Annotated in this window: 22 protein-coding genes; 14 read left to right on the top strand and 8 right to left on the bottom strand. The window is 71.1% G+C overall.

Annotated features, from left to right (window positions below; genetic code table 11):
* Positions 1 to 107: 107 nt before the first annotated feature.
* The gene (locus tag QE401_RS17565; RefSeq protein ID WP_307139428.1) at positions 108 to 428 is read right to left on the bottom strand and encodes a TIGR02300 family protein; all 321 of its coding nucleotides are present in this window, start codon (positions 426 to 428) and stop codon (positions 108 to 110) included.
* A gap of 81 nt (positions 429 to 509) precedes the next feature.
* On the opposite strand from QE401_RS17565, the gene aroA reads away from it, so the two are divergent.
* The 10 genes from aroA (at position 510) to trpA (ending at position 10,077) form a co-directional block, all read left to right on the top strand.
* Positions 510 to 1,895, top strand: coding sequence for a 3-phosphoshikimate 1-carboxyvinyltransferase (gene aroA, locus QE401_RS17560; protein WP_373461455.1), 1,386 nt, complete (start codon positions 510 to 512; stop codon positions 1,893 to 1,895).
* Positions 1,892 to 2,569, top strand: a complete 678-nt coding sequence (gene cmk, locus QE401_RS17555; RefSeq protein ID WP_307139426.1) for a (d)CMP kinase — start codon at positions 1,892 to 1,894, stop codon at positions 2,567 to 2,569. The genes aroA and cmk overlap by 4 nt, the downstream gene beginning before the upstream one ends.
* A 326-nt stretch (positions 2,570 to 2,895) precedes the next feature.
* Entirely contained in the window at positions 2,896 to 4,605 is a 1,710-nt protein-coding gene (gene rpsA / locus QE401_RS17550; protein WP_307139425.1) for a 30S ribosomal protein S1, read from the top strand.
* A gap of 225 nt (positions 4,606 to 4,830) precedes the next feature.
* Positions 4,831 to 5,745, top strand: coding sequence for a signal peptide peptidase SppA (gene sppA, locus QE401_RS17545; RefSeq protein ID WP_307139424.1), 915 nt, complete (start codon positions 4,831 to 4,833; stop codon positions 5,743 to 5,745).
* Between the two features lie 52 nt (positions 5,746 to 5,797).
* The gene (gene ihfB / locus QE401_RS17540; protein ID WP_271136647.1) at positions 5,798 to 6,124 is read left to right on the top strand and encodes an integration host factor subunit beta; all 327 of its coding nucleotides are present in this window, start codon (positions 5,798 to 5,800) and stop codon (positions 6,122 to 6,124) included.
* Positions 6,121 to 6,477 carry a LapA family protein gene (locus tag QE401_RS17535; RefSeq protein WP_307139423.1) on the top strand — a complete coding sequence of 119 codons (357 nt, stop codon included), beginning with the start codon at positions 6,121 to 6,123 and terminating at the stop codon, positions 6,475 to 6,477. Before ihfB ends, QE401_RS17535 begins: the two co-directional genes overlap by 4 nt.
* The gene (gene pyrF, locus QE401_RS17530) at positions 6,477 to 7,202 is read left to right on the top strand and encodes an orotidine-5'-phosphate decarboxylase (RefSeq protein ID WP_307139422.1); all 726 of its coding nucleotides are present in this window, start codon (positions 6,477 to 6,479) and stop codon (positions 7,200 to 7,202) included. Before QE401_RS17535 ends, pyrF begins: the two co-directional genes overlap by 1 nt.
* Positions 7,203 to 7,204: 2 nt before the next feature.
* Positions 7,205 to 7,885, top strand: coding sequence for a phosphoribosylanthranilate isomerase (locus tag QE401_RS17525; protein WP_307139421.1), 681 nt, complete (start codon positions 7,205 to 7,207; stop codon positions 7,883 to 7,885).
* A 147-nt stretch (positions 7,886 to 8,032) separates the two neighbouring features.
* A complete protein-coding gene (trpB, locus tag QE401_RS17520) occupies positions 8,033 to 9,250 on the top strand; it encodes a tryptophan synthase subunit beta (protein ID WP_307139420.1) in 1,218 nt (405 codons plus the stop codon).
* Entirely contained in the window at positions 9,247 to 10,077 is an 831-nt protein-coding gene (gene trpA / locus QE401_RS17515) for a tryptophan synthase subunit alpha (protein ID WP_307139419.1), read from the top strand. Before trpB ends, trpA begins: the two co-directional genes overlap by 4 nt.
* Positions 10,078 to 10,208: 131 nt before the next feature.
* On the opposite strand, the gene QE401_RS17510 is transcribed toward trpA, so the two are convergent.
* Positions 10,209 to 10,640 (bottom strand): MerR family transcriptional regulator, encoded by a 432-nt coding sequence (locus QE401_RS17510; protein WP_307139418.1) that lies wholly within the window; start codon positions 10,638 to 10,640, stop codon positions 10,209 to 10,211.
* A gap of 46 nt (positions 10,641 to 10,686) precedes the next feature.
* Positions 10,687 to 11,184, bottom strand: coding sequence for a bactofilin family protein (locus tag QE401_RS17505; protein WP_307139417.1), 498 nt, complete (start codon positions 11,182 to 11,184; stop codon positions 10,687 to 10,689).
* A 498-nt stretch (positions 11,185 to 11,682) separates the two neighbouring features.
* On the opposite strand from QE401_RS17505, the gene QE401_RS17500 reads away from it, so the two are divergent.
* The 3 genes from QE401_RS17500 to QE401_RS17490 all read left to right on the top strand — a co-directional run bounded on the left by QE401_RS17500 (position 11,683) and on the right by QE401_RS17490 (position 14,670).
* Positions 11,683 to 12,666 carry an adenosine kinase gene (locus tag QE401_RS17500; protein WP_307139416.1) on the top strand — a complete coding sequence of 328 codons (984 nt, stop codon included), beginning with the start codon at positions 11,683 to 11,685 and terminating at the stop codon, positions 12,664 to 12,666.
* Positions 12,667 to 12,693: 27 nt separating this feature from the next.
* On the top strand, positions 12,694 to 13,605 hold the full coding sequence (locus QE401_RS17495; protein ID WP_307139415.1) for an AEC family transporter: 912 nt from the start codon (positions 12,694 to 12,696) through the stop codon (positions 13,603 to 13,605).
* A gap of 78 nt (positions 13,606 to 13,683) precedes the next feature.
* Complete coding sequence (locus tag QE401_RS17490) at positions 13,684 to 14,670, top strand: Bug family tripartite tricarboxylate transporter substrate binding protein (RefSeq protein WP_307139414.1); 987 nt, start codon at positions 13,684 to 13,686, stop codon at positions 14,668 to 14,670.
* Positions 14,671 to 14,796: 126 nt separating this feature from the next.
* Here the strand turns inward: QE401_RS17490 and QE401_RS17485 are convergent, their stop codons facing one another.
* Positions 14,797 to 15,846: a WD40 repeat domain-containing protein gene (locus tag QE401_RS17485; RefSeq protein WP_307139413.1), complete on the bottom strand. Its 1,050-nt coding sequence runs from the start codon at positions 15,844 to 15,846 to the stop codon at positions 14,797 to 14,799.
* Entirely contained in the window at positions 15,843 to 16,811 is a 969-nt protein-coding gene (locus tag QE401_RS17480; RefSeq protein ID WP_307139412.1) for a CobW family GTP-binding protein, read from the bottom strand. Before QE401_RS17480 ends, QE401_RS17485 begins: the two co-directional genes overlap by 4 nt.
* 236 nt (positions 16,812 to 17,047) lie before the next feature.
* Between QE401_RS17480 and QE401_RS17475 the strand changes: the two genes are divergently transcribed.
* Complete coding sequence (locus tag QE401_RS17475; RefSeq protein WP_307139411.1) at positions 17,048 to 17,692, top strand: LysE family translocator; 645 nt, start codon at positions 17,048 to 17,050, stop codon at positions 17,690 to 17,692.
* A 40-nt stretch (positions 17,693 to 17,732) separates the two neighbouring features.
* Here QE401_RS17475 and aptA read toward each other — a convergent pair whose 3' ends face one another.
* The 3 genes from aptA to rph form a co-directional block, all read right to left on the bottom strand.
* The gene (aptA, locus tag QE401_RS17470; RefSeq protein ID WP_307139410.1) at positions 17,733 to 19,058 is read right to left on the bottom strand and encodes an omega-aminotransferase AptA; all 1,326 of its coding nucleotides are present in this window, start codon (positions 19,056 to 19,058) and stop codon (positions 17,733 to 17,735) included.
* A 254-nt stretch (positions 19,059 to 19,312) separates the two neighbouring features.
* Complete coding sequence (locus QE401_RS17465; protein WP_307139409.1) at positions 19,313 to 19,921, bottom strand: non-canonical purine NTP pyrophosphatase; 609 nt, start codon at positions 19,919 to 19,921, stop codon at positions 19,313 to 19,315.
* Complete coding sequence (gene rph, locus QE401_RS17460; RefSeq protein WP_007004840.1) at positions 19,921 to 20,640, bottom strand: ribonuclease PH; 720 nt, start codon at positions 20,638 to 20,640, stop codon at positions 19,921 to 19,923. Before rph ends, QE401_RS17465 begins: the two co-directional genes overlap by 1 nt.
* Positions 20,641 to 20,903 lie beyond the last annotated feature (263 nt).

The raw sequence follows: 20,903 nt of genomic DNA, 5'->3' as shown, positions 1-20,903 counted from the left end.
CGGCGGGCGCCCGACGACAAAAAAGCCGGCGGATTGCTCCGCCGGCCATTCGTCTGCAAGAGGGGGCCGGAAGCGGCAGGCCGGGGGTCCAGCCCCCGGCGGCCGGATCAGTTCTCTTCCTCGCGGTCGGTCTCGACCTCGATCTCGCCGTCCAGATCGTCCTCGGCATCGTCGAGATCCTCGGCGTCCTCCAGCGCGTCGTCGCCGTCGACATCCTCGAGCTCGACATCATCCGTGTCGGCCTCGGGCGCGATGGCGCGCTTCTTGATCTTCTCCTCGGCCGGCGCGGCGGCGCGGCGCAGGCGGGGCTGCTCGGCCGGCTGTTCGGTGCCGCATTTCGGGCAGACCGCGGGCTGGCGGGTGAGGTCGTAGAACTTGGCGCCGCAGGCGACGCAAGTGCGTTTCAGACCCAGTTCGGGCTTGGCCATCAGCGTGAATATCCCGGGAAAGGCGGGCCAGGGACGGGCCGGCCGAGAAACACGGGGCGCATTGCCACGCACCCCGCCCCCATGTCAAACCCCTGCGTCGTGGGACACGGACAGAATATCAGGCCGTTGCGCGCCGCCCGGCCGCATCAGGGCCTCGCCGGCCGCCTGACGGTCGCCGGCGACAAGTCGATCAGCCATCGCGCGCTGATGTTCGGCGCGCTGGCGGTCGGTCGGACCGAGATCACCGGCCTGCTGGAGGGCGAGGATGTGCTGCGCACCGCCGCCGCCATGCGCGCCCTCGGCGCCACGGTGGAGCGGCTGGGCGAGGGCCATTGGGAGGTTTCCGGCCGCGGCGTCGGCGGGCTGACCGAGCCCGCGGATGTGCTCGACATGGGCAATTCCGGCACCGCCGCGCGGCTGATCTGCGGGCTGCTGGCCGGCCACCCGATCTTCGCCGTGCTGACCGGCGATGCGTCCTTGCGCAAGCGGCCGATGAAGCGGGTGACCGACCCGCTGGCCGCTTCCGGCGCGCGCTTCTCCTCCCGCGAGGGCGGAAGGCTGCCGCTGGCCGTGCAGGGCGCGGCGGAGCCGCTGCCGCTGGACTACACGCTCCCCATGGCTTCGGCCCAGGTGAAGTCGGCCGTGCTGCTGGCAGGCCTCTGCGCCCGTGGCGTGACGCGGGTGGTGGAGCCGGAGGCGACGCGCGACCACACCGAGAACATGCTGCGCCATTTCGGCGCCACGCTGCGCGTGGCCGAGGATGGCCCGCGCCGTGTCATCGAGCTGGAGGGCCAGCCGGAGCTGGTCGCCGCCCCGGTGGCGGTGCCGGGCGACCCGTCCTCCGCCGCCTTCCCGCTGGTGGCGGCGCTGATCGTGCCGGGCTCGGCGCTGACGGTCGAGCATGTCGGGCTGAACCCGCTGCGCACCGGCCTGTTCACCACGCTGCGCGAGATGGGCGCCGAGCTCACGGTCGAGAATGAGCGGGTCGAGGGCGGCGAGCCGGTGGGCGACCTGACCGCCCGCTTCGGCGCGCTGCGCGCGGTCGATGTGCCGGCGGCGCGGGTGCCGTCCATGGTCGATGAATACCCGATCCTGGCGGTGGCCGCCGCCTGCGCGACCGGCACCAGCCGCTTCCGCGGCCTGGCCGAGCTGCGGGTGAAGGAGAGCGACCGCGTCGCCGCGACCGCCGCCCTGCTCGCCGCCAATGGCATCAGGGTGGAGATCGAGGGCGACGACATGCTGGTGCATGGCTGCGCCGGCAACCCGCCCGGCGGCGGCAATGTCGTGACGCATATGGACCACCGCATCGCCATGAGCGCGCTGATCCTGGGCCTGGCGACCGAGCAGCCGGTCTCGGTCGATGATTCCAGCTTCATCGACACCTCCTTCCCCGGCTTCGCCGCGCTGGTGAACCGCGTGGCGGGGGGCGAGGTGCTGCGCCGCCTGAACGGCGCGCCCGTCGCATGAACGACCAGGCGGCCGGCGCGGCGGTGAGGTCCCTGGCCGGGCTGGTCGTCGCGGTGGACGGGCCGGCGGCGGCGGGCAAGGGCACGCTGGCGCGCCGCCTGGCCGCCGCCCTGGGCCTGCCCTATCTCGACACCGGGCTGCTCTACCGTGCCACGGGGCGGCGGCTGCTGGAGGCCGGGGTCGATCCGCGGGATGCCGCGCAGGCCGAGGCCGCGGCGCATGCCCTGACGCCCGCCGATCTGGAGCGCGGCGACCTGCGCGGGCCGGAGGCCGACATGGCGGCCAGCGCGGTCGCCGCCATTCCCGCCGTGCGCGCCGCGCTGCTGGAATGGCAGCGCGCCTTTGGCCGCACCCATGGCGCGGTGCTGGACGGCCGCGACATCGGTACCGTGGTCTTCCCCGAGGCGCCGGTGAAGCTGTTCGTCACCGCCACGCCGGAAGAACGGGCTCGCCGCCGCTGGCTTGAGCTTCGCGATCGCGGGGTCGCGGCCGACCGGGACCAGGTCCTCTCCGAGGTCCGCGACCGTGACGCGCAGGACGCCAACCGTCCGGTGGCGCCGCTGAAGCCGGCCGCCGATGCCGCGCTGCTCGACACCACGGCGCTGGATGCCGAGGCCGCCTTCCAGGCCGCCTGGGCCCTGCTGCGGGCGAAGCTGCCCGGCCGGCTGGGCTGAGCCCCGCGCCCCTTCGCGCCGCAGCATCAGGATTGTTGCGCGGCTGGGGGGAATCTCCTTGACGATGGGCGCCCAACTGGCCTAGGCGAGTCCCCCATCTCTACCGCCGGTTGGCGATGGAGAGTCCGGAGTCCGGTGGCGCGCCTCGGCGCAACGCCGCATCCGGGCCGGAAAAGGCGGGCCGTCATCCGCCTGTCGCAACCTGGACCGAGCGGCGTCCCGCATCCCGAGGGAAGGGGCGTCCGGTCAAGCCGTGCCCGCGCGAGCGGGGGCGCAGGAATCCTCCTGTGGCGCCGCCATGGGGTGGATCAGGAACACTCTGCTTCATGGCTAATGCCAACAGCCCGTCCATGACCGAAGATTTCGCCGCCCTGCTCGACGAGACGCTGGGCGCCGACACCGGCTTCGCCGGTTCGGTCGTCACCGGCAAGGTGATCCGGGTCGATGACGATTTCGCGGTGGTGGATGTCGGGCTGAAGTCCGAGGGGCGCGTGCCCCTCAAGGAGTTCGCTCCCCAGGGTCAGAAGGCCGAGGTCAAGCCCGGCGACGTGATCGAGCTGTTCGTCGAGCGCTACGAGGACCGTGACGGCTCCATCGTGCTCTCGCGCGAGAAGGCCCGCCGCGAGGAGGCCTGGACCAATCTGGAGAAGGCGTTCAACGCGCAGCAGCGCGTCAACGGCGTCATCTTCGGCCGCGTGAAGGGTGGCTTCACCGTCGATCTCGGCGGCGCCGTGGCCTTCCTGCCCGGCTCCCAGGTCGATATCCGCCCGGTGCGCGATGTCGGCCCGCTGATGGGTTCGCCCCAGCCCTTCCAGATCCTGAAGATGGACCGCGCCCGCGGCAACATCGTGGTCTCGCGCCGCGCTGTGCTCGAGGAGACGCGCGCCGAGCAGCGCTCGGAGCTGATCCAGGGCCTGAAGGAAGGCATGATCCTCGACGGCGTGGTCAAGAACATCACCGATTACGGTGCGTTCGTCGACCTCGGCGGCGTGGACGGCCTGCTGCATGTCACCGACATCGCCTGGCGCCGCATCAACCACCCCTCCGAGGCCCTGACCATCGGTCAGCAGGTCCGCGTGCAGGTCATCCGCTTCAACTCCGAGACGCAGCGCATCTCGCTCGGCATGAAGCAGCTGATGTCCGACCCGTGGGAGGGCGTGTCCATCAAGTACCCGGTGGGCGCCAAGTTCTCGGGCCGCGTGACCAACATCACCGACTACGGCGCCTTCGTGGAGCTGGAGCCGGGCGTCGAGGGTCTGGTCCACGTCTCCGAGATGAGCTGGACCAAGAAGAACGTCCATCCGGGCAAGATCGTCGCCACTTCGCAGGAAGTCGACGTGATGATCCTGGACGTGGACGAGCCGAAGCGCCGCATCAGCCTCGGCCTGAAGCAGGCCCAGGGCAATCCCTGGGAGCTGTTCCTCGAGGCGCATGGCCCGGGCTCGATCGTCGAGGGCGAGATCCGCAACATCACCGAGTTCGGTCTGTTCGTGGGTCTGGCTCCCGAGATCGACGGCATGGTGCACATGTCCGACCTCTCCTGGGAGATCCCGGGCGAGCAGGCGATGGCCGCCTACAAGAAGGGCGATATCGTCAAGGCCAAGGTGCTGGATGTTGACGTCGAGAAGGAGCGCATCTCCCTCGGCATCAAGCAGCTCCAGGCCGACCCGGCCGCCGAGGTCCTCGACCGCGTCCGCAAGGGCGATGTCGTGACCTGCGTCGTCACCAAGGTCGAGCAGAACGGCATCGAGGTGAAGGTCGACGAGGTCCTGACGGGCTTCATCCGCCGCGCCGAGCTGGCCCGTGACCGCGCCGACCAGCGCCCCGACAAGTTCGCCGTGGGCGAGAAGGTCGATGCGAAGGTGACCGCCGTCGACCGCGCCGCCCGCCGCCTGGCCCTGACCATCAAGGGCAAGGAAGTCGAGGAGGAGCGCGAGGCGATGAAGGAATACGGCACCGCCGATTCCGGCGCCTCCCTGGGCGACATCCTGGGCGCGGCCATCCGCCGCCGCAACCAGATGGCCACCGAGGATTGATGTCTTTCGGGCTGCCGCCGTCTGGCGGGGAAGCGGGGCGCTGCATCGCAGCGTTCCGCCAGCCGGGGGCGGGGCAGGCCGGATGAGAAACGGGGGGAGGGCGCAAGCTCTCCCCCTTTTTCGTGCCCGGGGCCCGGCCGTTGCGGCGCACGCCTTCGCGCCCGCGGCGTTCCGCGCGTGGCTTCCCCTTGACCCTCCATGGCCGCCCCCCCATTGATGCCGGCGATGAGCACGCCGCTGGAACAGGACCTGCTGGTCGATCGCCGCCGCCTGAAGCGGCGCCTGCTGTTCTGGCGGGTGCTGACGGTGGTCGCGGTGCTGGGCGCCGGCGCCCTGCTGGCCGGGCGCGGCCTGCCCGTCACCGGCGGCCACCTCGCCCGGCTGACGGTCGAGGGCACCATCTCCGACGACCGCAAGCTGACCGAGGCGGTGCTGGACGCGGCGCGCGACCCCGCCGTGCGCGGCATCCTGCTCTCCATCGACAGCCCCGGCGGCACGGTGGCCGGCGGCGAGGGGCTGCACGCAGCGCTGCGCCGCTTCCGCGACAGCGGCAAGCCGGTGGTCGCGGTGATGCGCGGCATGGGCGCCTCGGCGGCCTATATGATCGCCATGCCGGCGCAGCGCGTCTTCGCCCGCGAATCCACCCTCACCGGCTCGATCGGCGTCATCCTGCAGAGCTTCGAGGCCAGCCGGCTGATGGACACGCTCGGCATCCGCGCCGAGATGCTGACCTCCGGCGCGCTGAAGGGCGAGCCCAACCCCTTCCGCCCGCTCTCTCCTGAGGGCCGCGCCGCGCTGGAGGCGGTGCTGCGCGACCTGCACGAGCAATTCGTCACCATCGTGGCCGAGGGCCGCCAGATGCCGCGCGAGCGCGTGGCCGAGCTCGCCGATGGCCGCGTCTATACCGGTCGCCAAGCGCTGGAGCTGCGGCTGATCGACGCCATCGGCGGCGAGCCCGAGGCGCGCGCCTGGCTGGCGGCCGAGCAGGACATCCCCGCCAGCACGCCGGTGCGCGACCTCGACCCGCGCAGCGCGGCCGAGCGGGCGCTTGGCGTCTCGCTGCGCGCGCTGATGAAAAGCGTGGTTTCAGAATGGCTTGCGATTGACGGCGCGCGGGCCGTTTGGCAGCTTCGGCCATGACCGGGCAGGCCTGTTCCCCCATCCCCCGCATCCGGCAGGAGAGCGTCGCGGCATGACCAAGTCCGAGCTGATCGCCCAATTGGCCGCGGCCAACCCGCATCTGCGGCAACCGGATGTCGAGCTGATCGTCGGCACCATCTTCAACGAGATCACCGCGGCGCTGGCCCGTGGCGACCGGGTGGAGCTGCGCGGCTTCGGCGCCTTCTCGGCCAAGCAGCGCGACGCCCGCACCGGGCGCAATCCGCGCACCGGCGAGGCGGTCGAGGTCGCCGGCAAGGCCGTGCCCTATTTCAAGCCGGGCAAGGAGCTGCGCGAGCGCGTCAATGGCGGCCCGCTGCAGGATCCGAAGCGCGCCCCGCGCGGGACGGCCGTGGCATGATGCGCCTGATCGGCCTGGTCCTCACCGCCATCCTGCTTCTGCTGCTGGTGCTCTTCGCCATCAGCAACACCGCGCCCGTGGCGCTGCTGCTCTGGCCCTTCGACCTCGCCTGGGAGGTGCCGCTGGCCGGCGCGGTGCTCGGCGCCGCGGCCATCGCTTTCATCCTGGGCGCGCTGGTCGCCTGGGGCGGGGCGCTGCATTACCGCCGCCGCGCCCGCAAGATGCAGCGCGCCGCGCAACTGCTGGAGGCCGAGCTGGCCGAGCTGCGCGCCAGGGAGGAGGCGAAGTCGCCCTCCATGGTGCCGCCGCTCGCCCCGCCCTCCGGCGGCACGGCCCTGGCCCGGGCCTCCTGATGCGCCAGAAGCCCAACCGGCCGGGGGTCATCGCCGCCCTCGACACGCCGAGCCTCACCCAGGCCGAGGCCTGGGCCGGCGCCGTCGCGCCGCATGTCGGGCTGGTCAAGGTCGGGCTGGAGCTGTTCTGCGCCGAGGGCCTTTCCGCCGTCAGCCGCGTGGCGCGGCACCGGCCGGTCTTCCTCGACCTGAAATTCCACGACATCCCCAACACGGTCGCCGGCGCCGTGCGCTCGGTCTGCGCGGCGAAGCCGGCGATGCTGACGCTGCATGGTGGCGGCGGCTCCGCCATGGTCGAGGCCGCCCGCCGCGCCGCCGAGGATGCGCTGGGTGAGGACCGGCCGGCCATCCTGGCCGTCACCGTGCTGACCAGCTTCACCGCGGCCGGCCTGGCCGAGACCGGCGTCTCCGGCGGCCCGGCCCAGCAGGTGCTGCGCCTGGCCCGGCTGGCGCTGGAGGCGGGGGCGGATGGGCTGGTGTGCAGCCCGCAGGAGGTCTCCCGCCTGCGCGACGCCTTCGGTGACGCGCCGCTGCTGGTGGTGCCGGGCATCCGCCCCGCCGGCAGCGCGGTGGGCGACCAGGCCCGCATCGCGACGCCGGAAGAGACCATCGCCGCCGGCGCCGACTGGCTGGTGATCGGCCGGCCCATCACCGGGGCCTCCGACCCCGGCGCCGCCGCCGCCGCCATCGCCGCCGGCCTGCACGGCGTCACCGCGGGGCGCTGACCATGGCCGACCGGGTCCAGGTGAAGGTCTGCGGCATCAACGATGCGGAAGCCTATGACGCCGCCAGCCGCGCCGGCGCCGACATGGTGGGCTTCGTCTTCTACCCGCCCTCGCCACGCTTCGTCAGCCCGGAGCAGGCGGGCGCGCTGGCCGCCCGCGGCGGCACCGGGCGCCGGCCGCTCTGCGTCGGCCTCTTCGTCGATGCCAGCGACGAGGAGATCGCGGCGGTGCTGGAGGAAGTGCCGCTCGGCCTGCTGCAGCTGCACGGGGAGGAGACGCCGGAGCGCTGCGCCGCCATCCGCGCCCGCTTCGGCCTGCCGGTGATGAAGGCGCTCGGCATCGCCTCCGAGGCCGATTTCGCCCTGCTCGACGCCTATGCGCCCGTGGTCGACCGCTTCCTGCTGGACGCCAAGCCGCCCAGGGGCGCCAGCCTGCCGGGTGGCAACGCCGTCAGCTTCGACTGGTCGCTGCTGGCCGGGCGCGCCATCCCGAAGCCCTGGATGCTGGCGGGCGGGCTGACGCCGGTGAACGTCGCCGCCGCCATCCGCGCCACCGGGGCCATGGCGGTGGATGCCTCCTCCGGCCTGGAGCGCACGCGCGGGGTGAAGGACCCGGTGCTGATCGCCACCTTCGTCGCCCATGCCCATGCGGCCGAGGCGGCGGCGGCCGAAACAAGGGGGTAAAAAAGTCTGGGGGAATGAATTCCCCCAGGCCCCCTTCTTTTTTCTTTCGGCTAAAAGAGTCCCTGCGCGCGGCACCGGCGGGCTGTCAGGCCCGGGGTCGCGCCCATATGCGCTGCGCGCACCACGACGCGCAGCCTGGAGGGATGAGTGAACAAGCCTCTGCCAAATTCTCTGCGCCAGGGCCCGGATGGGCGCGGTCGCTTCGGTCAGTTCGGTGGCCGCTTCGTCGCCGAAACGCTGATGCCCGTCATCCAGGAGGTCGAGCAGGCCTACAATGAGGCCCGCAACGACCCGGCCTTCATGGCGGAGTGGCGACGCTTGCTCAAAGACTATGTCGGCCGGCCCAGCCCGCTCTGGCTGTGCGAGCGGCTGACCGAGCATCTCGGCGGCGCGAAGGTCTACTTCAAGCGCGAGGAGCTGAACCACACCGGCGCGCACAAGATCAACGCCGTGCTGGGCCAGATCATGCTGGCCAAGCGCATGGGCAAGCCGCGCATCATCGCCGAGACCGGGGCGGGCCAGCATGGCGTCGCCACCGCCACGGCCTGCGCGCTGTTCGGGCTGAAATGCGTCGTCTACATGGGCGCGACCGATGTCGAGCGGCAGCAGCCCAACGTGTTCCGCATGAAGCTGCTGGGGGCGGAGGTCGTCCCCGTCACCTCCGGCGCCGGCACGCTGAAGGACGCGATGAATGAGGGGCTGCGCGACTGGGTCGCCAATGTCTCGGACACCTATTACTGCATCGGCACCGTCGCCGGCCCGGCGCCCTTCCCGCAGATGGTGCGCGACTTCCAGTGCGTGATCGGCGAGGAGACGCGCGAGCAGATCCTGGCCGCCGAAGGCCGCCTGCCGGATGCGCTGGTCTGCGCCGTCGGCGGCGGCTCCTCGGCCATGGGGCTGTTCCACCCCTTCCTCGACGATGAGGGCGTGGCGATCTATGGCGTCGAGGCGGCCGGGCGCGGCCTGGAAAGCGGCGAGCACGCGGCGGCCATCGGCGGTGGCCGCCCGGGCGTGCTGCATGGCAACCGCACCTATCTGCTGCAGGACAATCACGGCCAGATCACCGAGGCGCATTCGATCTCGGCCGGGCTCGACTATCCGGGCATCGGGCCGGAGCATTCCTGGCTGCACGAGATCGGCCGGGTGAACTATGTCAGCGTCACCGACCAGGAGGCGCTGGAGGCCTTCCAGCTCTGCTCGCGGCTGGAGGGCATCATCCCCGCCCTCGAATCCGCCCACGGCCTGGCGCATGTCATGAAGCTGGCGCCGACGATGGACAAGGACAGCATCATCGTCCTGAACCTGTCCGGCCGGGGCGACAAGGACATCTTCACCGTGGCCAAGCATCTGGGAGAAACGCTGTGAGCCGCATCGCCACGCGCTTCGCGCAGCTCAAGGCCGAGGGCCGCGGCGCGCTGATGCCCTTCCTCGAGGCCTATGATCCCGACCCCGCCACCTCCATGGCCCTGCTGCGCGGCCTGCCGGGGGCGGGGGCGGACCTCATCGAGCTCGGCGTGCCCTTCACCGACCCGATGGCGGATGGCCCGACCGTGCAGATGGCCGGGCAGCGCGCGCTGAAGGCCGGCGGCACGCTGTGCGGCGCGCTGGCCATGGTGCGCGATTTCCGCCGCGAGGATGACGAGACCCCGGTGGTGCTGATGGGCTACTACAACCCCATCCTCTCCTACGGGGTGGAGCGTTTCTGCGTCGATGCCGGGGCTTCCGGCGTCGACGGCCTGATCATCGTCGACCTGCCGCCCGAGGAGGCCGACGAGGTCACCGGCCCCGCCGCCGCCAACGGCCTCGACCTGATCCGGCTGATCGCGCCGACGACGGATGAGGTGCGGCTGCCCAAGGTGCTCGCCGGCACCAGCGGCTTCATCTACTACGTCGCCATCACCGGCATCACAGGCACGCGCAGCGCCTCGCGCGATGCGCTGGCCGAGGCGATCCCGAAGGTGCGGAAATTCACCGACCTGCCGATCGCCATCGGCTTCGGCGTGCGCACGCCGCAGCAGGCGGCGGAGGCGGTGCAGATCGCCGATGGCGCCGTGGTGGCCTCGGCGCTGATCGACACGCTGGCCAAGTCGCTGGACGAGCAGGGCCGGGCGCGACCCGATACCGTGCGCAAGGTGCTCGACCAGGTGCGGGAGCTGGCCGAGGCGGTGCAGAATGCGCGCGTGACGGCTTAAGTATTTTACTTATCTTCTTTTTCTGAAGAAAAAGAAGTTTTCTTTCAGTTGGCGTCCCGCTGATGGCCATAGGTGGGACGCCAAACTGAAAAAAGTTTTTTGGTTCTTTTTTCCAAAAAAGAACCCTTAACTTAAGAATTATTCCCCCGCGCCAGCTCGGCGAGGCACGCCGCCTCCGTCCGCCGCTCCGTCCCCGCCGCGCGGGCGGCGGCGTAGCTGACGCGCAAGGGGCTGTTCGGCACGTCCTCGCGGTCCATCACCACGTCGAGGTGGCAATAGGGGCCCTGATAGAGCCAGATCTGGGCATTGCCCTCGGTGCGGCGCAGGCGGGGCTCGCCCAGCCAGCGCTGCAGCGTGGTGGGGGACTGGCCGAGCAGCTGGGAGGCGCTTTGCGGCGCGCCGGACAGGCGCGGCATCACCGGGGCGCTGGTGGGCTGCATGCCGGCCAGGTTGGCGCGGTAGCTATCCAGCACTTCCTGCAGCACGGCCTGGCGGTCGATCTCCTGCGGCTGCGCGGCGCAGGCGCCGAGCAGCAGGAGCAATCCGGGAAGAAGGATGCGCATGGTCGGGCGGCGGCGCGGAAAGCCGGGGCTCCCCGCGCCGGACGCGTCAGGCCTCGTCGGCCGGCACCGGCGCCGCGGCGGCGGTGTAGGAGGGGCGCGGCGCGCCATTGTCGCTCAGCATCTCCATGCGGCCGGAGAGCTGGCCGCCCTCCTCCACCTGCAGGCGGCGGCAGCGGGCCACGCCCAGCACCTTGCCGGTGGCGCGGATCACCAGGTTGTTCCGGGCGGTCAGCGTGCCGTCGAAGGTGCCGGCGATCTCGGCATCGTCCACCTCGACCTCGCCCTTGAACACGCCGCTATGGCTGATGTTCAGCTCGGCCGCGTGCATCATCTGGCTCTCGACCGTGCCCTCGACCACGAGGCGCTCGGCATCGGTCACCGTGCCCTGCAGGCTGATGCCCTTGCCGACCACCATGGTCCGGCGCTCCTGCACCGGGGCGGGGGCGACGGGGCGGGCGGCGGGGCCACCGGCGGCGTTCACCGGCGGCCGCGGCGGCACGCCGACACCGGCGGGCGGCTGGCTGGGCTTCGGCGGCAGGGACATGGCGGCGGCCTCCTTGCTGGGCGCGGGGCGGAAGGGGGGAACGGCGAGATCCGGATCGCGCGCCACCGGAACGGTGGTGGGCGCGGCGGAATCCTGTGTCCCTCCCGGCGCGGACGCGGGCGGTGTGGGCTCTTCGCGGCGGCGGAAGATGGACATGGTTGCCCCCTCTGCACGGAAGTGTTGTGAAGCCTGGCGCTGTTTTCCGAACGGGTCGGCGCGCATCTGTGCCGGGCTATCACGCAGAGCCCCCCAGGGACAACGGGGGGTGGCAGGGAATGCTTCATTTTCCTGCGCTTTTCGCCCGGCGCGCGATTCGATCGAAAGCCTTGCCCGGCCACGCCGCGCGCCCGGCTTCGTCGCGCCGCCGCAACCACCGCGCCGCCGAATGTGAGCGCCACCCCGCATCTATGAAGCCGGCCGCGCGGCTGCTATCGCCGCCCGGCGGGGGCGGCGCGCAAGGCGGCCGCGGCGCCGCATCCACAGCAGGGGCAGCGCGCGATGACGGCCACCACCTTCGACATCCTGGGCATCGGCAATGCCATTCTCGACGTGCAGGCGCGCGCCGAGGATGCCTTCCTGGCCGCCCAGGGCATGGTGAAGGGCAGCATGGCGCTGATCGACACCGACCGGGCCGAGGCGATCTACGCCGCCATGGGCCCCGGCATCGAGAGCAGCGGCGGCTCCGCCGGCAACACCTGCGCCGTCGCGGCGACGCTCGGCGCCCGTGTCGCCTATCTCGGCAAGGTGGCCGAGGACACGCTGGGCCAGGCCTTCGCCCACGACATCCGCGCCGCCGGCGTCACCTTCCCCACCGCCCCGCTCACCGGCGGCGCGCCGACCGCGCGCTCCCTGATCCTGGTGACGCCGGATGGGCAGCGCACCATGAACACCTATCTCGGCGCCTGCGTGACCTTCAGCGAGGACGACCTGGACGAGGCGATGATCGCCTCCGCCGCGGTCACCTACATGGAAGGCTACCTGTTCGACCCGCCGGCGGCGCAGGCCGCCTTCCGCCGCGCCGCCGCCGTGGCGCACCAGGCGGGGCGCCAGGTCTCGCTCTCGCTCTCCGACCCGTTCTGCGTCGGCCGCCACCGCGACGCCTTCCGCGCCCTGGTCGCCCGCCAGGTCGACATCCTCTTCGCCAATGAGGACGAGATCATCAGCCTCTACGAGGCCGACAGCTTCGAGGCGGCGATGCAGGCGGTGCGGCAGGAGGTTGGGCTGGCCGCCCTGACGCGCTCGGAGAAGGGCAGCGTCATCGTGGCCGGCGACCAGACCATCGAGATCGCCGCCGAGCCGACCAAGGTCGTCGACACCACCGGCGCCGGCGATGCCTATGCCGCCGGCTTCCTGGCGGCGCTGACCAAGGGCCATGCCCTGGCCGAATGCGGCCGCTGGGGTTCCATCGCCGCGGCCGAGTGCATCGGCCATTTCGGCGCCCGCCCGCAGGCCGATCTGAAGGCGCTGGTCGGCGCGAAGTAACGGCCGGTACCGGCCGGGGGGCAGCTTATGGGGCCGTGGCTCGACGCCTTCGTGGCGACCTTCGGCATGATCGCCCTCGGCGCCGTGCTGCGCCGCAAGCTGCTGCCGGATGTCGCCATCTGGGCGGGGATGGAGAAGCTGGTCTTTACCATCCTGCTGCCGGCGCTGCTGGTCTCCTCGATCGGGGCGGTGGATCTGGCCAGGCTGCCGCTGGGCAGCCTGGCTGCCACCATCTGGGGCACGCTGCTGATCGGCACGGCGCTGTCCTTCGCGCTCGCCCGCGCGCTGCGGCATGGGCATGCCACCACCACCTCCATCCTGCAGGGCGGCATCCGCTACAACAACCTGCTGGCCTTCGCCGTCGCCGGCGCGGTGCATGGCGCGCCCGGCATCGCCTTTGGCGGCATCGCCACCGGGCTGATCGTGCCCTGCGTGCAGGTGATCATCACCATCGCCTTCGCCATGGGCGGCCAGACCAGGCCCGACCCGCTGCGGGTGCTGCGGCAGATCGCCACCAACCCGCTGATCCTGGCCTGCGCCGCCGGGCTGCTGCTGGCGCTGCTGGGCGGCCCGCCGCCGGGGCTGGGCGGGCTGCTGCGCGGGCTGGCGCAAGGGTCGCTGGCGGTCGGGCTGCTCTGCGTCGGCGCGGCGCTGACGCCGGGCGCCATGCGCGCCCAGCCGCTGACCCAGGCGCTGACCGGCGGGCTGAAGCTGTTCGTCATGCCGGCCATCGCCGTGCTGCTGGCGCGGCTGCTGGGGCTGGATCCGCTGGCGGCCTCCATCGCCATCCTGTTCATGGCGCAGCCCACCGCCTCCACCGCCTATGTCCAGGCCCGCGCCATGGGCGGCGACGCGCCGCTGATGGCGGCCATGATCACCACCCAGCATGTCGCCGCCATGCTGACCCTGCCGATCTGGGTCTGGCTGCTGGCGCGCTGAGGCCGGACGCCGCATGATGCGGCGCACACCGGCCCCCTCCCCGCGCCGGTCGCTGCCCGAGGAATGAAGAGGCCGGACATGCTGCTGGGTCGACGCGCGCTTTCGCTGGGTCTGCTGGGATCCACCGCCAGCCTGGGCGCCAGCCTGGGCGCCGCCCGCGCGCAATCCGCCTGGCCGGACCGGCCGCTGCGCTGGGTGGTGGGCTACCCGCCCGGCGGGCCGAGCGACACCTATGCCCGGCTGGTCGCCGCCTACATCACCCCGCGCCTGGGTCAGAACATGGTGGTGGAGAACCGGGTCGGCGGCGGCGCCGTGCTGGCCAGCGAGACGGTGGCCCGCGCCACCCCCGATGGCTACACCCTGCTGCACACCGACAATGGCAATCTGGTCTACAACCCTGCCCTCTATGGCCGGCTGCCCTATGACCCGGATCGCGACCTGACCGGGGTCGGCTTCATCGGCCGCTTCCCGCTCTTCCTGGTGGTGCGGCCGGACAGCGCCATCCGCAGCTTCGAGGATTACGTCGCCGCCTCCCGCACGCGCGCGCCGACCTATGGCTCGCCCGCCGTCGCCTCCCCCCACCATCTGGCGATGGAGATGCTGAAGCGCCGCGTCGGCTTCGAGGCGACCCATGTCCCCTATCGCGGCGGCCCCGCCGCCATGCAGGATCTGCTCTCCGGCACGGTGGACAGCGTGCTGATCGACTGCGCCACCGGCATCCCCTTCCTGCGCGACAACAAGGCGCGCGGGCTGCTGGTGATGTCGGAAGCCCGCTCCGCCCAGGCGCCGGAGGTGCCGACTACCGGGGAGCTGGGCATCGACCGCGCCATCGCCTTCGGCTGGCAGGCCATGTCGGCCCCCACCGGCACGCCGGCGGCGGTGATCGAACGCCTGAACGCGGAACTCCGCGCCGCCGTGGCGTCGGACGCCATGCAGGAGCGGATGCGGGGGCTGGGGATCGAGAGCGCGCCCTGGTCGCCCACGGAGTTCAACGAATTCGTGGCGCGGGAGAATGCCGAATGGCGGCCGCTGATCCGGGAGCTGGGGATCAGGCTGGATTCTTAAGTAAGGGTTCTTTTTTGGAAAAAAGAACCAAAAAACTTTTTCAGTTTGGCGTCCCGCTTCTGGCCTGAGGCGGGACACCAACTGAGGAAGTCTTTTTGCTTCTTTTTCTTCAGAAAAAGAAGATTCTTATCTCTTGGAAAGATCGACGACGCCCGCGAAGCCGGTCTCCGTCCCGAAGGCCAGCTGCGTGCCCGAGGCGTTCCAGGCCAGCGCCGAGACGGCGCCGCGGCCCGGCGCCGCGATCGGCACGATCTTGCCGCTGCCGATCTCGGCCATCAGCACCAGGCCGTCCTGGAAGCCGGCTGCCACCACCTCATGCTGCGGATGGCAGGCGACCTGGGTGCAGAGCACGCCATCGCCCCCGGCCAGTTCCAGCGGCGGCTTGCCCATCGGCCCGCCGGCGAAGAAGGGCCACAGCACCACGCAATCGGCGCCCGCCGTCGCCAGCCACCGCCCCTTGCCGCCACTGAAGGAGAAGCTCTTGATCTTGGTGGGGTAGCCGGACATGCGCATGTCCTGCTGGTCGGTCAGCCGCCAGCCATGCAGGGCGTTCTCCTGCATCGAGGTCACCACATGCGTGCCGTCCGGGCTGAAGGCCACCAGCTGGTGGCTGCCCTTCCAGGGCAGCACGCGCGGCTTGTCGTCCTTGCTGTTGACGAACCACAGGCTGGCGCCGTTGTAGTGCCCGGCGGCGATGCGCTTGCCCTTGGCGTCGAAGGCGACGCCGCCGACGCTGGAGGGGTGGGTCAGCGCCTTCAGCTTCGCCCCCGCCTTGTCCAGGATGTGCACCACCTTGCCCACCGAGGCGGCGCGCAACCCGGACGGATGGGTGGCCAGATGCTCCACCCATTTCATCATGCCGAAATCGGCGATCTCGCGGATCTCGCCGCCGGCGGTGACGTGGTTCAGCTTGCCATCGTCGCCACCGGTCAGGAACCCGCCCGCCACATCGGCCACCATGTCCAGGCAGGCGCCGTCATGCGCGGCGACGCTGGCCCATTCGGCGCCCGCCTCGGGGCGGGAGAGGCGCAGCGTGCCGTCGCCGAGGGCGAAGGCCGGGCCGGGCGCGTCGGCGGCGAAGGCCACCGACACCACCCAGGCGCCCAGCTCCTGCGAGGCGCCGCGGGTCTGCAGCAGGAAATCGGCGTCGGACACGCCGCCCATCGTCTCGCTCATTCGGCCACGCAGCCCTCGAAGCCGCGGCGCAGCTGCGGGCGGTTCAGGTTGCGGCCGATGAAGACGAGCTTCGACTTGCGCGGCTCGCCCTCCTTCCAGGGGCCGATGAAATCGCCATCGGCGATCATGTGCACGGCCTGGAAGGCGAAGCGGTTCTCCTCCCCCTGATAGGCCAGGATGCCCTTGGTGCGCAGCAGGTCCTGCCCCTTGCTCTGCAGCAGCTGGCCGATCCAGGCGTTGAACTTCTCCGGGTCGATCGGCTTGGACACCTCGAAGGACATGCTCATCACGTCCTCATTGTGCTCATGCTCGTCGGAGGTCAGGAAGTCCGGCTCGCGCTCCAGGATGCGCTCCAGGCTGAAGGCCTCGCGGCCGATCACGCTCTCCACCGGCACGTCCGACTTGGTGGCGCGCTGCAGCTCGGCATAGGGGTTGATGGCGCGGATGCGGCGCTCGACCTCGGCGGCCTCCTCCTCGCTCACCAGGTCCATCTTGTTCAGCACGATCAGGTCGGCGAAGGCGATCTGCTCCTCGGCCTCGGAGCTGTCCTCGAGCCGGGCCAGCAGGTTCTTGGCATCGACCACGGTGACGATGGCGTCGAGGCGCGTGGCGCGCTTGACGTCCTCATCCATGAAGAAGGTCTGGGCGACGGGGGCGGGGTTGGCCAGGCCGGTGGTCTCGACGATGATGCCGTCGAATTTGCCGCGGCGCTTCATCAGCCCGCCCAGGATGCGCACCAGATCGCCGCGCACGGTGCAGCAGATGCAGCCATTGTTCATCTCGAACACCTCCTCATCGGCATCGATGACGAGGTCGTTGTCCACGCCGAGCTCCCCGAACTCGTTGATCACAACGGCGAATTTCTTGCCGTGGTTCTCGGTGAGGATGCGGTTCAGCAGCGTGGTCTTGCCGGCGCCGAGATAGCCGGTCAGCACGGTGACGGGGACGGTGGCGTTGTCGCTCATGCAAGTCTCTCCTGCCGGGGGGCGGCCTTCAGGGTGTTATATGATACGCTTCCCCGGCAAGGTCACGGGGGTCGCCGCCCGGAGCATCGCAAGCCTGTGCTGAGCGCAGGGCGCGCCGCTGGCCTAGCCTGCGCCACCGCGCGGCTGGCGACCCGGAGAAGCATGGCCGGACGGCGCGGCGCCCCGCCTTCCGCCCATCGCCCGTGGCGATGCGGCCCGACCCCGGAGAGACTGCCATGTCCGCGACCCTCGCCCTGCTGGCCATGCTGGGCACCCTCCTGCTCGGGGCGATCAGCCCCGGGCCAAGCTTCGTCCTGGTGAGCCGCATCGCCGTCACCCAATCCCGCGCCCGCGGGCTGGCGGCGGCGCTCGGCATGGGGCTGGGGGGCGCGCTGTTTGCCACCCTGGCGCTGCTCGGCCTCGTCGCGCTGCTGCTGCAGGTGGAGGCGCTGGCCCTGCTGATCCGCGTGGCCGGCGGGCTGTATCTGATGTGGCTGGGCTGGCGCATCTGGCGCGGCGCCGACGCGCCGCTGGCGATGGAGGCGCATGCCCAGGCCGGGATGGGGGCCAGCGCCGCGGCGCGGGGCGGGCTCGGCCGTGCCTTCCTGCTGGCGCTGGGCACCCAGCTCAGCAACCCGAAGACGGCGCTGTTCTATGGCAGCATCTTCGCGGCCCTGCTGCCGCAGGGCATGCCGGGCTGGCTGCCCATCGTGCTGCCGCCGCTGGTCTTTCTGGTGGAGGCCGGGTGGTACGCGCTGGTGGCCGTGGCGTTTTCCGCCGCCACGCCGCGCGCCGCCTATCTGCGCAGCAAAGGCTGGCTGGACCGCGCGGCCGGCGCGGTGATGGCCGCCCTCGGGCTGCGCCTGCTCCTCTCCCGCTGAGGCGGGAAGGGCCCGGGGGGCGCCCCCCGGGCCCGGTCGCTCAGGCCGCCTTCCGGATCGCGTCCGACAGCGTGCCGAAGATCCGGTCGATATGGCTCTTCTCGGCGATCAGCGGCGGGGAGAGGGCGATGATGTCGCCGGTGGTGCGGATCAGCACGCCCTCGTCGAAGCACTGGCGGAACACCTCGACCGCGCGCGCCGTCGGCTTGCCGGGGCGCGAGGATAGCTCGATGCCGGTGACCAGGCCGATGGAGCGGATGTCGATGACATTCGGCAGGCCGCGCAGCGAATGCGCCGCCTCCTCGAAATAGGGCTCCATGGCGGCGGCGCGGCCGGGCAGGTCCTCCGATTTGTGCAGCGCCAGGGTGGCGATGGCGGCGGCGGCGGCCAGCGGGTGGCCGGAATAGGTGTAGCCGTGGAACAGCTCGATCCCGTCCGGCGCGCCATTCACCACCGTGTCGTAGAGGGCGTTGTTCACGGCCACCGCGCCCATCGGCACGGCGGCGTTGGTCAGCCCCTTGGCCATGGTCATGATGTCGGGCGTCACGCCCAGCCGCTCGGCGCCGAAATTGGTGCCGAGGCGGCCGAAGCCGGTGATGACCTCGTCGAAGATCAGCAGGATGCCGTGCTTGTCGCACAGCTCGCGCAGCCGCTGCAGGTAGCCGACAGGCGGCACCAGCACGCCGGTGGAGCCGGCCATCGGCTCGACCATCACGGCGGCGATGGTGTCGCCATGCAGGGCGACCAGATTCTCCAGCGCTTCGGCCAGATGCGCGCCATGCTGCGGCAGGCCCTTCGCGAAGGCGTTCTGCTCCGGCAGGTGGGTGTGCGGCAGGTGGTCGACATAGGGCAGCATGGCGCCGAACTGCTTGCGGTTGCCGCCGATGCCGCCCACCGACATGCCGCCGAAGCCCACGCCGTGATAGCCGCGCTCACGCCCGACCAGCCGCACGCGCTGGCTCTGGCCGCGCGCCTTCTGGTAGGCCAGCGCGATCTTCAGCGCGGTGTCGGCGCTCTCGCTGCCGGAATTGGTGAAGAAGATGCGGTCCAGCCCGGCCGGCGTCATCTCGGCGACGCGGGAGGCGGCCTCGAAGGCGATCGGGTGGCCGAGCTGGAAGGTCGGCGCGAAATCCATGATCGCCGCCTGCTTCTGGATCGCCTCGGTGATCTCGCGGCGGCCATGGCCGGCATTGCAGCACCACAGGCCGGCGGTGCCGTCGATCACCTCCTGCCCGTCGGCGGTGAAGTAGGACATGCCCTCGGCCCGCGCCAGCAGGCGCGGATGCGACTTGAAGTAGCGGTTGTCGGAATAGGGCATCCAGAACGCATCGAGGTCGTTCGGGCGCGAGACATGGATCTGGTTCATGGCCAACCTGCACTGCCGGGGCGGATGGGCTGGAAGGCTAGGCCGGTTGGCAGAGGATGGCGAGGGGCTTCGCCCGGGCTGCGCGGCGGATTCCGCTGCTGCAGGCAGGGTGGGCAGCAGGATCTGCCAGAGAGTTCTTTTTTGTAAAAAAGAACCAAAAAACTTTTGTCAGTTTGGCGTCCCGCCTATGGCCAGAAGCGGGACGCCAACTGACAAAGTCTTTTTGCTTCTTTTTCTTCAGAAAAAGAAGATTTTTACTTTTTCAAACACCCTTCGGCCAGCAGGCGGAACGCCTCCGCCCGGTGGCTGATGCGGTGCTTCACCGCCGGGTCCATCTCCGCGAAGGTCTCGGCATGGCCCTTGGGCTGGAACATCGGGTCGTAGCCGAAGCCGGCCGCGCCGCGCGGCGGCCAGACCCATTCGCCCATCGTGCGGCCCTCGAAGCCCTCCGTATGCCCGTCCGGCCAGGCCAGGACCAGGGCGCAGGTGAACCAGGCGGTGCGGTCGGCCTGCGGCCGCGCCAGCGCCTCGGCCTTCGCCATGGCCTTGGCGTAGTCGCGCCCACCGCCCGGCTGCTCCGCCCAGTCGGCGGTGTAGACCCCCGGATCGCCGTTCAGCGCGGCGATCGAGAAGCCGCTGTCATCGGCCATCGCCACCATGTTGGCGGCGCGCGCCGCGGCCAGCGCCTTGATCGTGGCGTTGCCCAGGAAGGTGGTCTCGGTCTCCGCCGGCTCGGGCAGGCCGAGCTCCTTGGCGCTCACCACCTCGATGCCATACTCGGCCAGCAGGGCGGCATTCTCCCGCACCTTGCCGGCATTGTGGCTGGCCAGGACGATGCGGCGCTCCTCGAGCCGGCGCGGCATCAGGCGGCCCCGATGGCGCGGCGCTGCGCGGCGAACAGCTCCGCCGTGCCCTTGCGGGCCAGCGCCATCAGCCCCAGCAGCTGCGCGTCGGAGAAGGGCTCGCCCTCGGCCGTGCCCTGCACCTCGACAATGCCGCCCTTGCCGGTCAGCACGAAATTGGCGTCCGCCTGGGCCGCGCTGTCCTCGACATATTCCAGGTCCAGGATCGGCTCGCCCTCCCACAGCCCGCAGGAGATCGCGGCCACCTGGTCGCGCAGCGGGTTGGCGGAGATCAGGTTCTTGGTCACGCAATGCTCCAGCGCCTGGTGCAGCGCGACCCAGGCGCCGGTGATGGCGGCGCAGCGCGTGCCGCCATCGGCGGTGATGACATCGCAATCCAGCACGATCGACACCTCGCCCATCGCCTTGCGGTCGACCACGGCGCGCAGGCTGCGCCCGATCAGGCGCTGGATCTCCTGGGTGCGGCCGGACTGCTTGCCGCGCGCCGCCTCGCGGTCGCCGCGGGTGTGGGTGGCGCGCGGCAGCATGCCATACTCCGCCGTCACCCAGCCCTCGCCCTTGCCGCGCAGGAAGGGCGGCACCCGGCCCTCGACGCTGGCGGTGCACAGCACCTCCGTCACGCCCATGCGGATGAGGCAGGACCCCTCGGCATGGCGGGCCACGCCCGGTTGCAGGGACACACTGCGCAGCGCATCAGCCGCGCGGCCGGAAGGACGCATCTCACCACTCTCCGCCAGATTCCGCCCGCAGATGCCCCCCGCACCCCTCCCTGTCAATTTTCTTTCGGGCTGCCGCCGTCGGGTGGGGAAGCGGGACGCTCCACTCAGCCGGGGCGCGGGTTGTGCGGTTGGCGCGGCCCACTTCGGAAGGAGACGGCGGCAGCTTTTCTTTCGGGCTGCCGCCGTCGGGTGGAGAGGCGGGACGCTGCACTCAGCCGGGGCGCGGGTTGTGCGGTTGGCGCGGCCCACTTCGGAAGGAGACG

This window comes from Pseudoroseomonas cervicalis (assembly GCF_030818485.1).
GTDB classification, from domain to species: domain Bacteria; phylum Pseudomonadota; class Alphaproteobacteria; order Acetobacterales; family Acetobacteraceae; genus Pseudoroseomonas; species Pseudoroseomonas cervicalis_A.
This window is presented reverse-complemented; position numbering and strand designations above follow the sequence as displayed.

Bases quoted from the DNA above. Each gene is read 5' to 3' on its own strand.
- QE401_RS17510 (WP_307139418.1), bottom strand. From the start codon at position 10,640: ATGCGCATCCTTCTTCCCGGATTGCTCCTGCTGCTCGGCGCCTGCGCC.
- pyrF (WP_307139422.1), top strand. From the start codon at position 6,477: ATGCGCCAGAAGCCCAACCGGCCGGGGGTCATCGCCGCCCTCGACACG.
- QE401_RS17490 (WP_307139414.1), top strand. From the start codon at position 13,684: ATGCTGCTGGGTCGACGCGCGCTTTCGCTGGGTCTGCTGGGATCCACC.
- QE401_RS17525 (WP_307139421.1), top strand. From the start codon at position 7,205: ATGGCCGACCGGGTCCAGGTGAAGGTCTGCGGCATCAACGATGCGGAA.
- QE401_RS17565 (WP_307139428.1), bottom strand. From the start codon at position 428: ATGGCCAAGCCCGAACTGGGTCTGAAACGCACTTGCGTCGCCTGCGGC.
- QE401_RS17500 (WP_307139416.1), top strand. From the start codon at position 11,683: ATGACGGCCACCACCTTCGACATCCTGGGCATCGGCAATGCCATTCTC.
- QE401_RS17480 (WP_307139412.1), bottom strand. From the start codon at position 16,811: ATGAGCGACAACGCCACCGTCCCCGTCACCGTGCTGACCGGCTATCTC.
- sppA (WP_307139424.1), top strand. From the start codon at position 4,831: ATGAGCACGCCGCTGGAACAGGACCTGCTGGTCGATCGCCGCCGCCTG.
- QE401_RS17465 (WP_307139409.1), bottom strand. From the start codon at position 19,921: ATGCCGCGCCGGCTCGAGGAGCGCCGCATCGTCCTGGCCAGCCACAAT.
- QE401_RS17485 (WP_307139413.1), bottom strand. From the start codon at position 15,846: ATGAGCGAGACGATGGGCGGCGTGTCCGACGCCGATTTCCTGCTGCAG.
- aptA (WP_307139410.1), bottom strand. From the start codon at position 19,058: ATGAACCAGATCCATGTCTCGCGCCCGAACGACCTCGATGCGTTCTGG.
- QE401_RS17475 (WP_307139411.1), top strand. From the start codon at position 17,048: ATGTCCGCGACCCTCGCCCTGCTGGCCATGCTGGGCACCCTCCTGCTC.
- QE401_RS17505 (WP_307139417.1), bottom strand. From the start codon at position 11,184: ATGTCCCTGCCGCCGAAGCCCAGCCAGCCGCCCGCCGGTGTCGGCGTG.
- QE401_RS17535 (WP_307139423.1), top strand. From the start codon at position 6,121: ATGATGCGCCTGATCGGCCTGGTCCTCACCGCCATCCTGCTTCTGCTG.
- ihfB (WP_271136647.1), top strand. From the start codon at position 5,798: ATGACCAAGTCCGAGCTGATCGCCCAATTGGCCGCGGCCAACCCGCAT.
- QE401_RS17495 (WP_307139415.1), top strand. From the start codon at position 12,694: ATGGGGCCGTGGCTCGACGCCTTCGTGGCGACCTTCGGCATGATCGCC.
- rpsA (WP_307139425.1), top strand. From the start codon at position 2,896: ATGGCTAATGCCAACAGCCCGTCCATGACCGAAGATTTCGCCGCCCTG.
- rph (WP_007004840.1), bottom strand. From the start codon at position 20,640: ATGCGTCCTTCCGGCCGCGCGGCTGATGCGCTGCGCAGTGTGTCCCTG.
- cmk (WP_307139426.1), top strand. From the start codon at position 1,892: ATGAACGACCAGGCGGCCGGCGCGGCGGTGAGGTCCCTGGCCGGGCTG.
- aroA (WP_373461455.1), top strand. From the start codon at position 510: ATGTCAAACCCCTGCGTCGTGGGACACGGACAGAATATCAGGCCGTTG.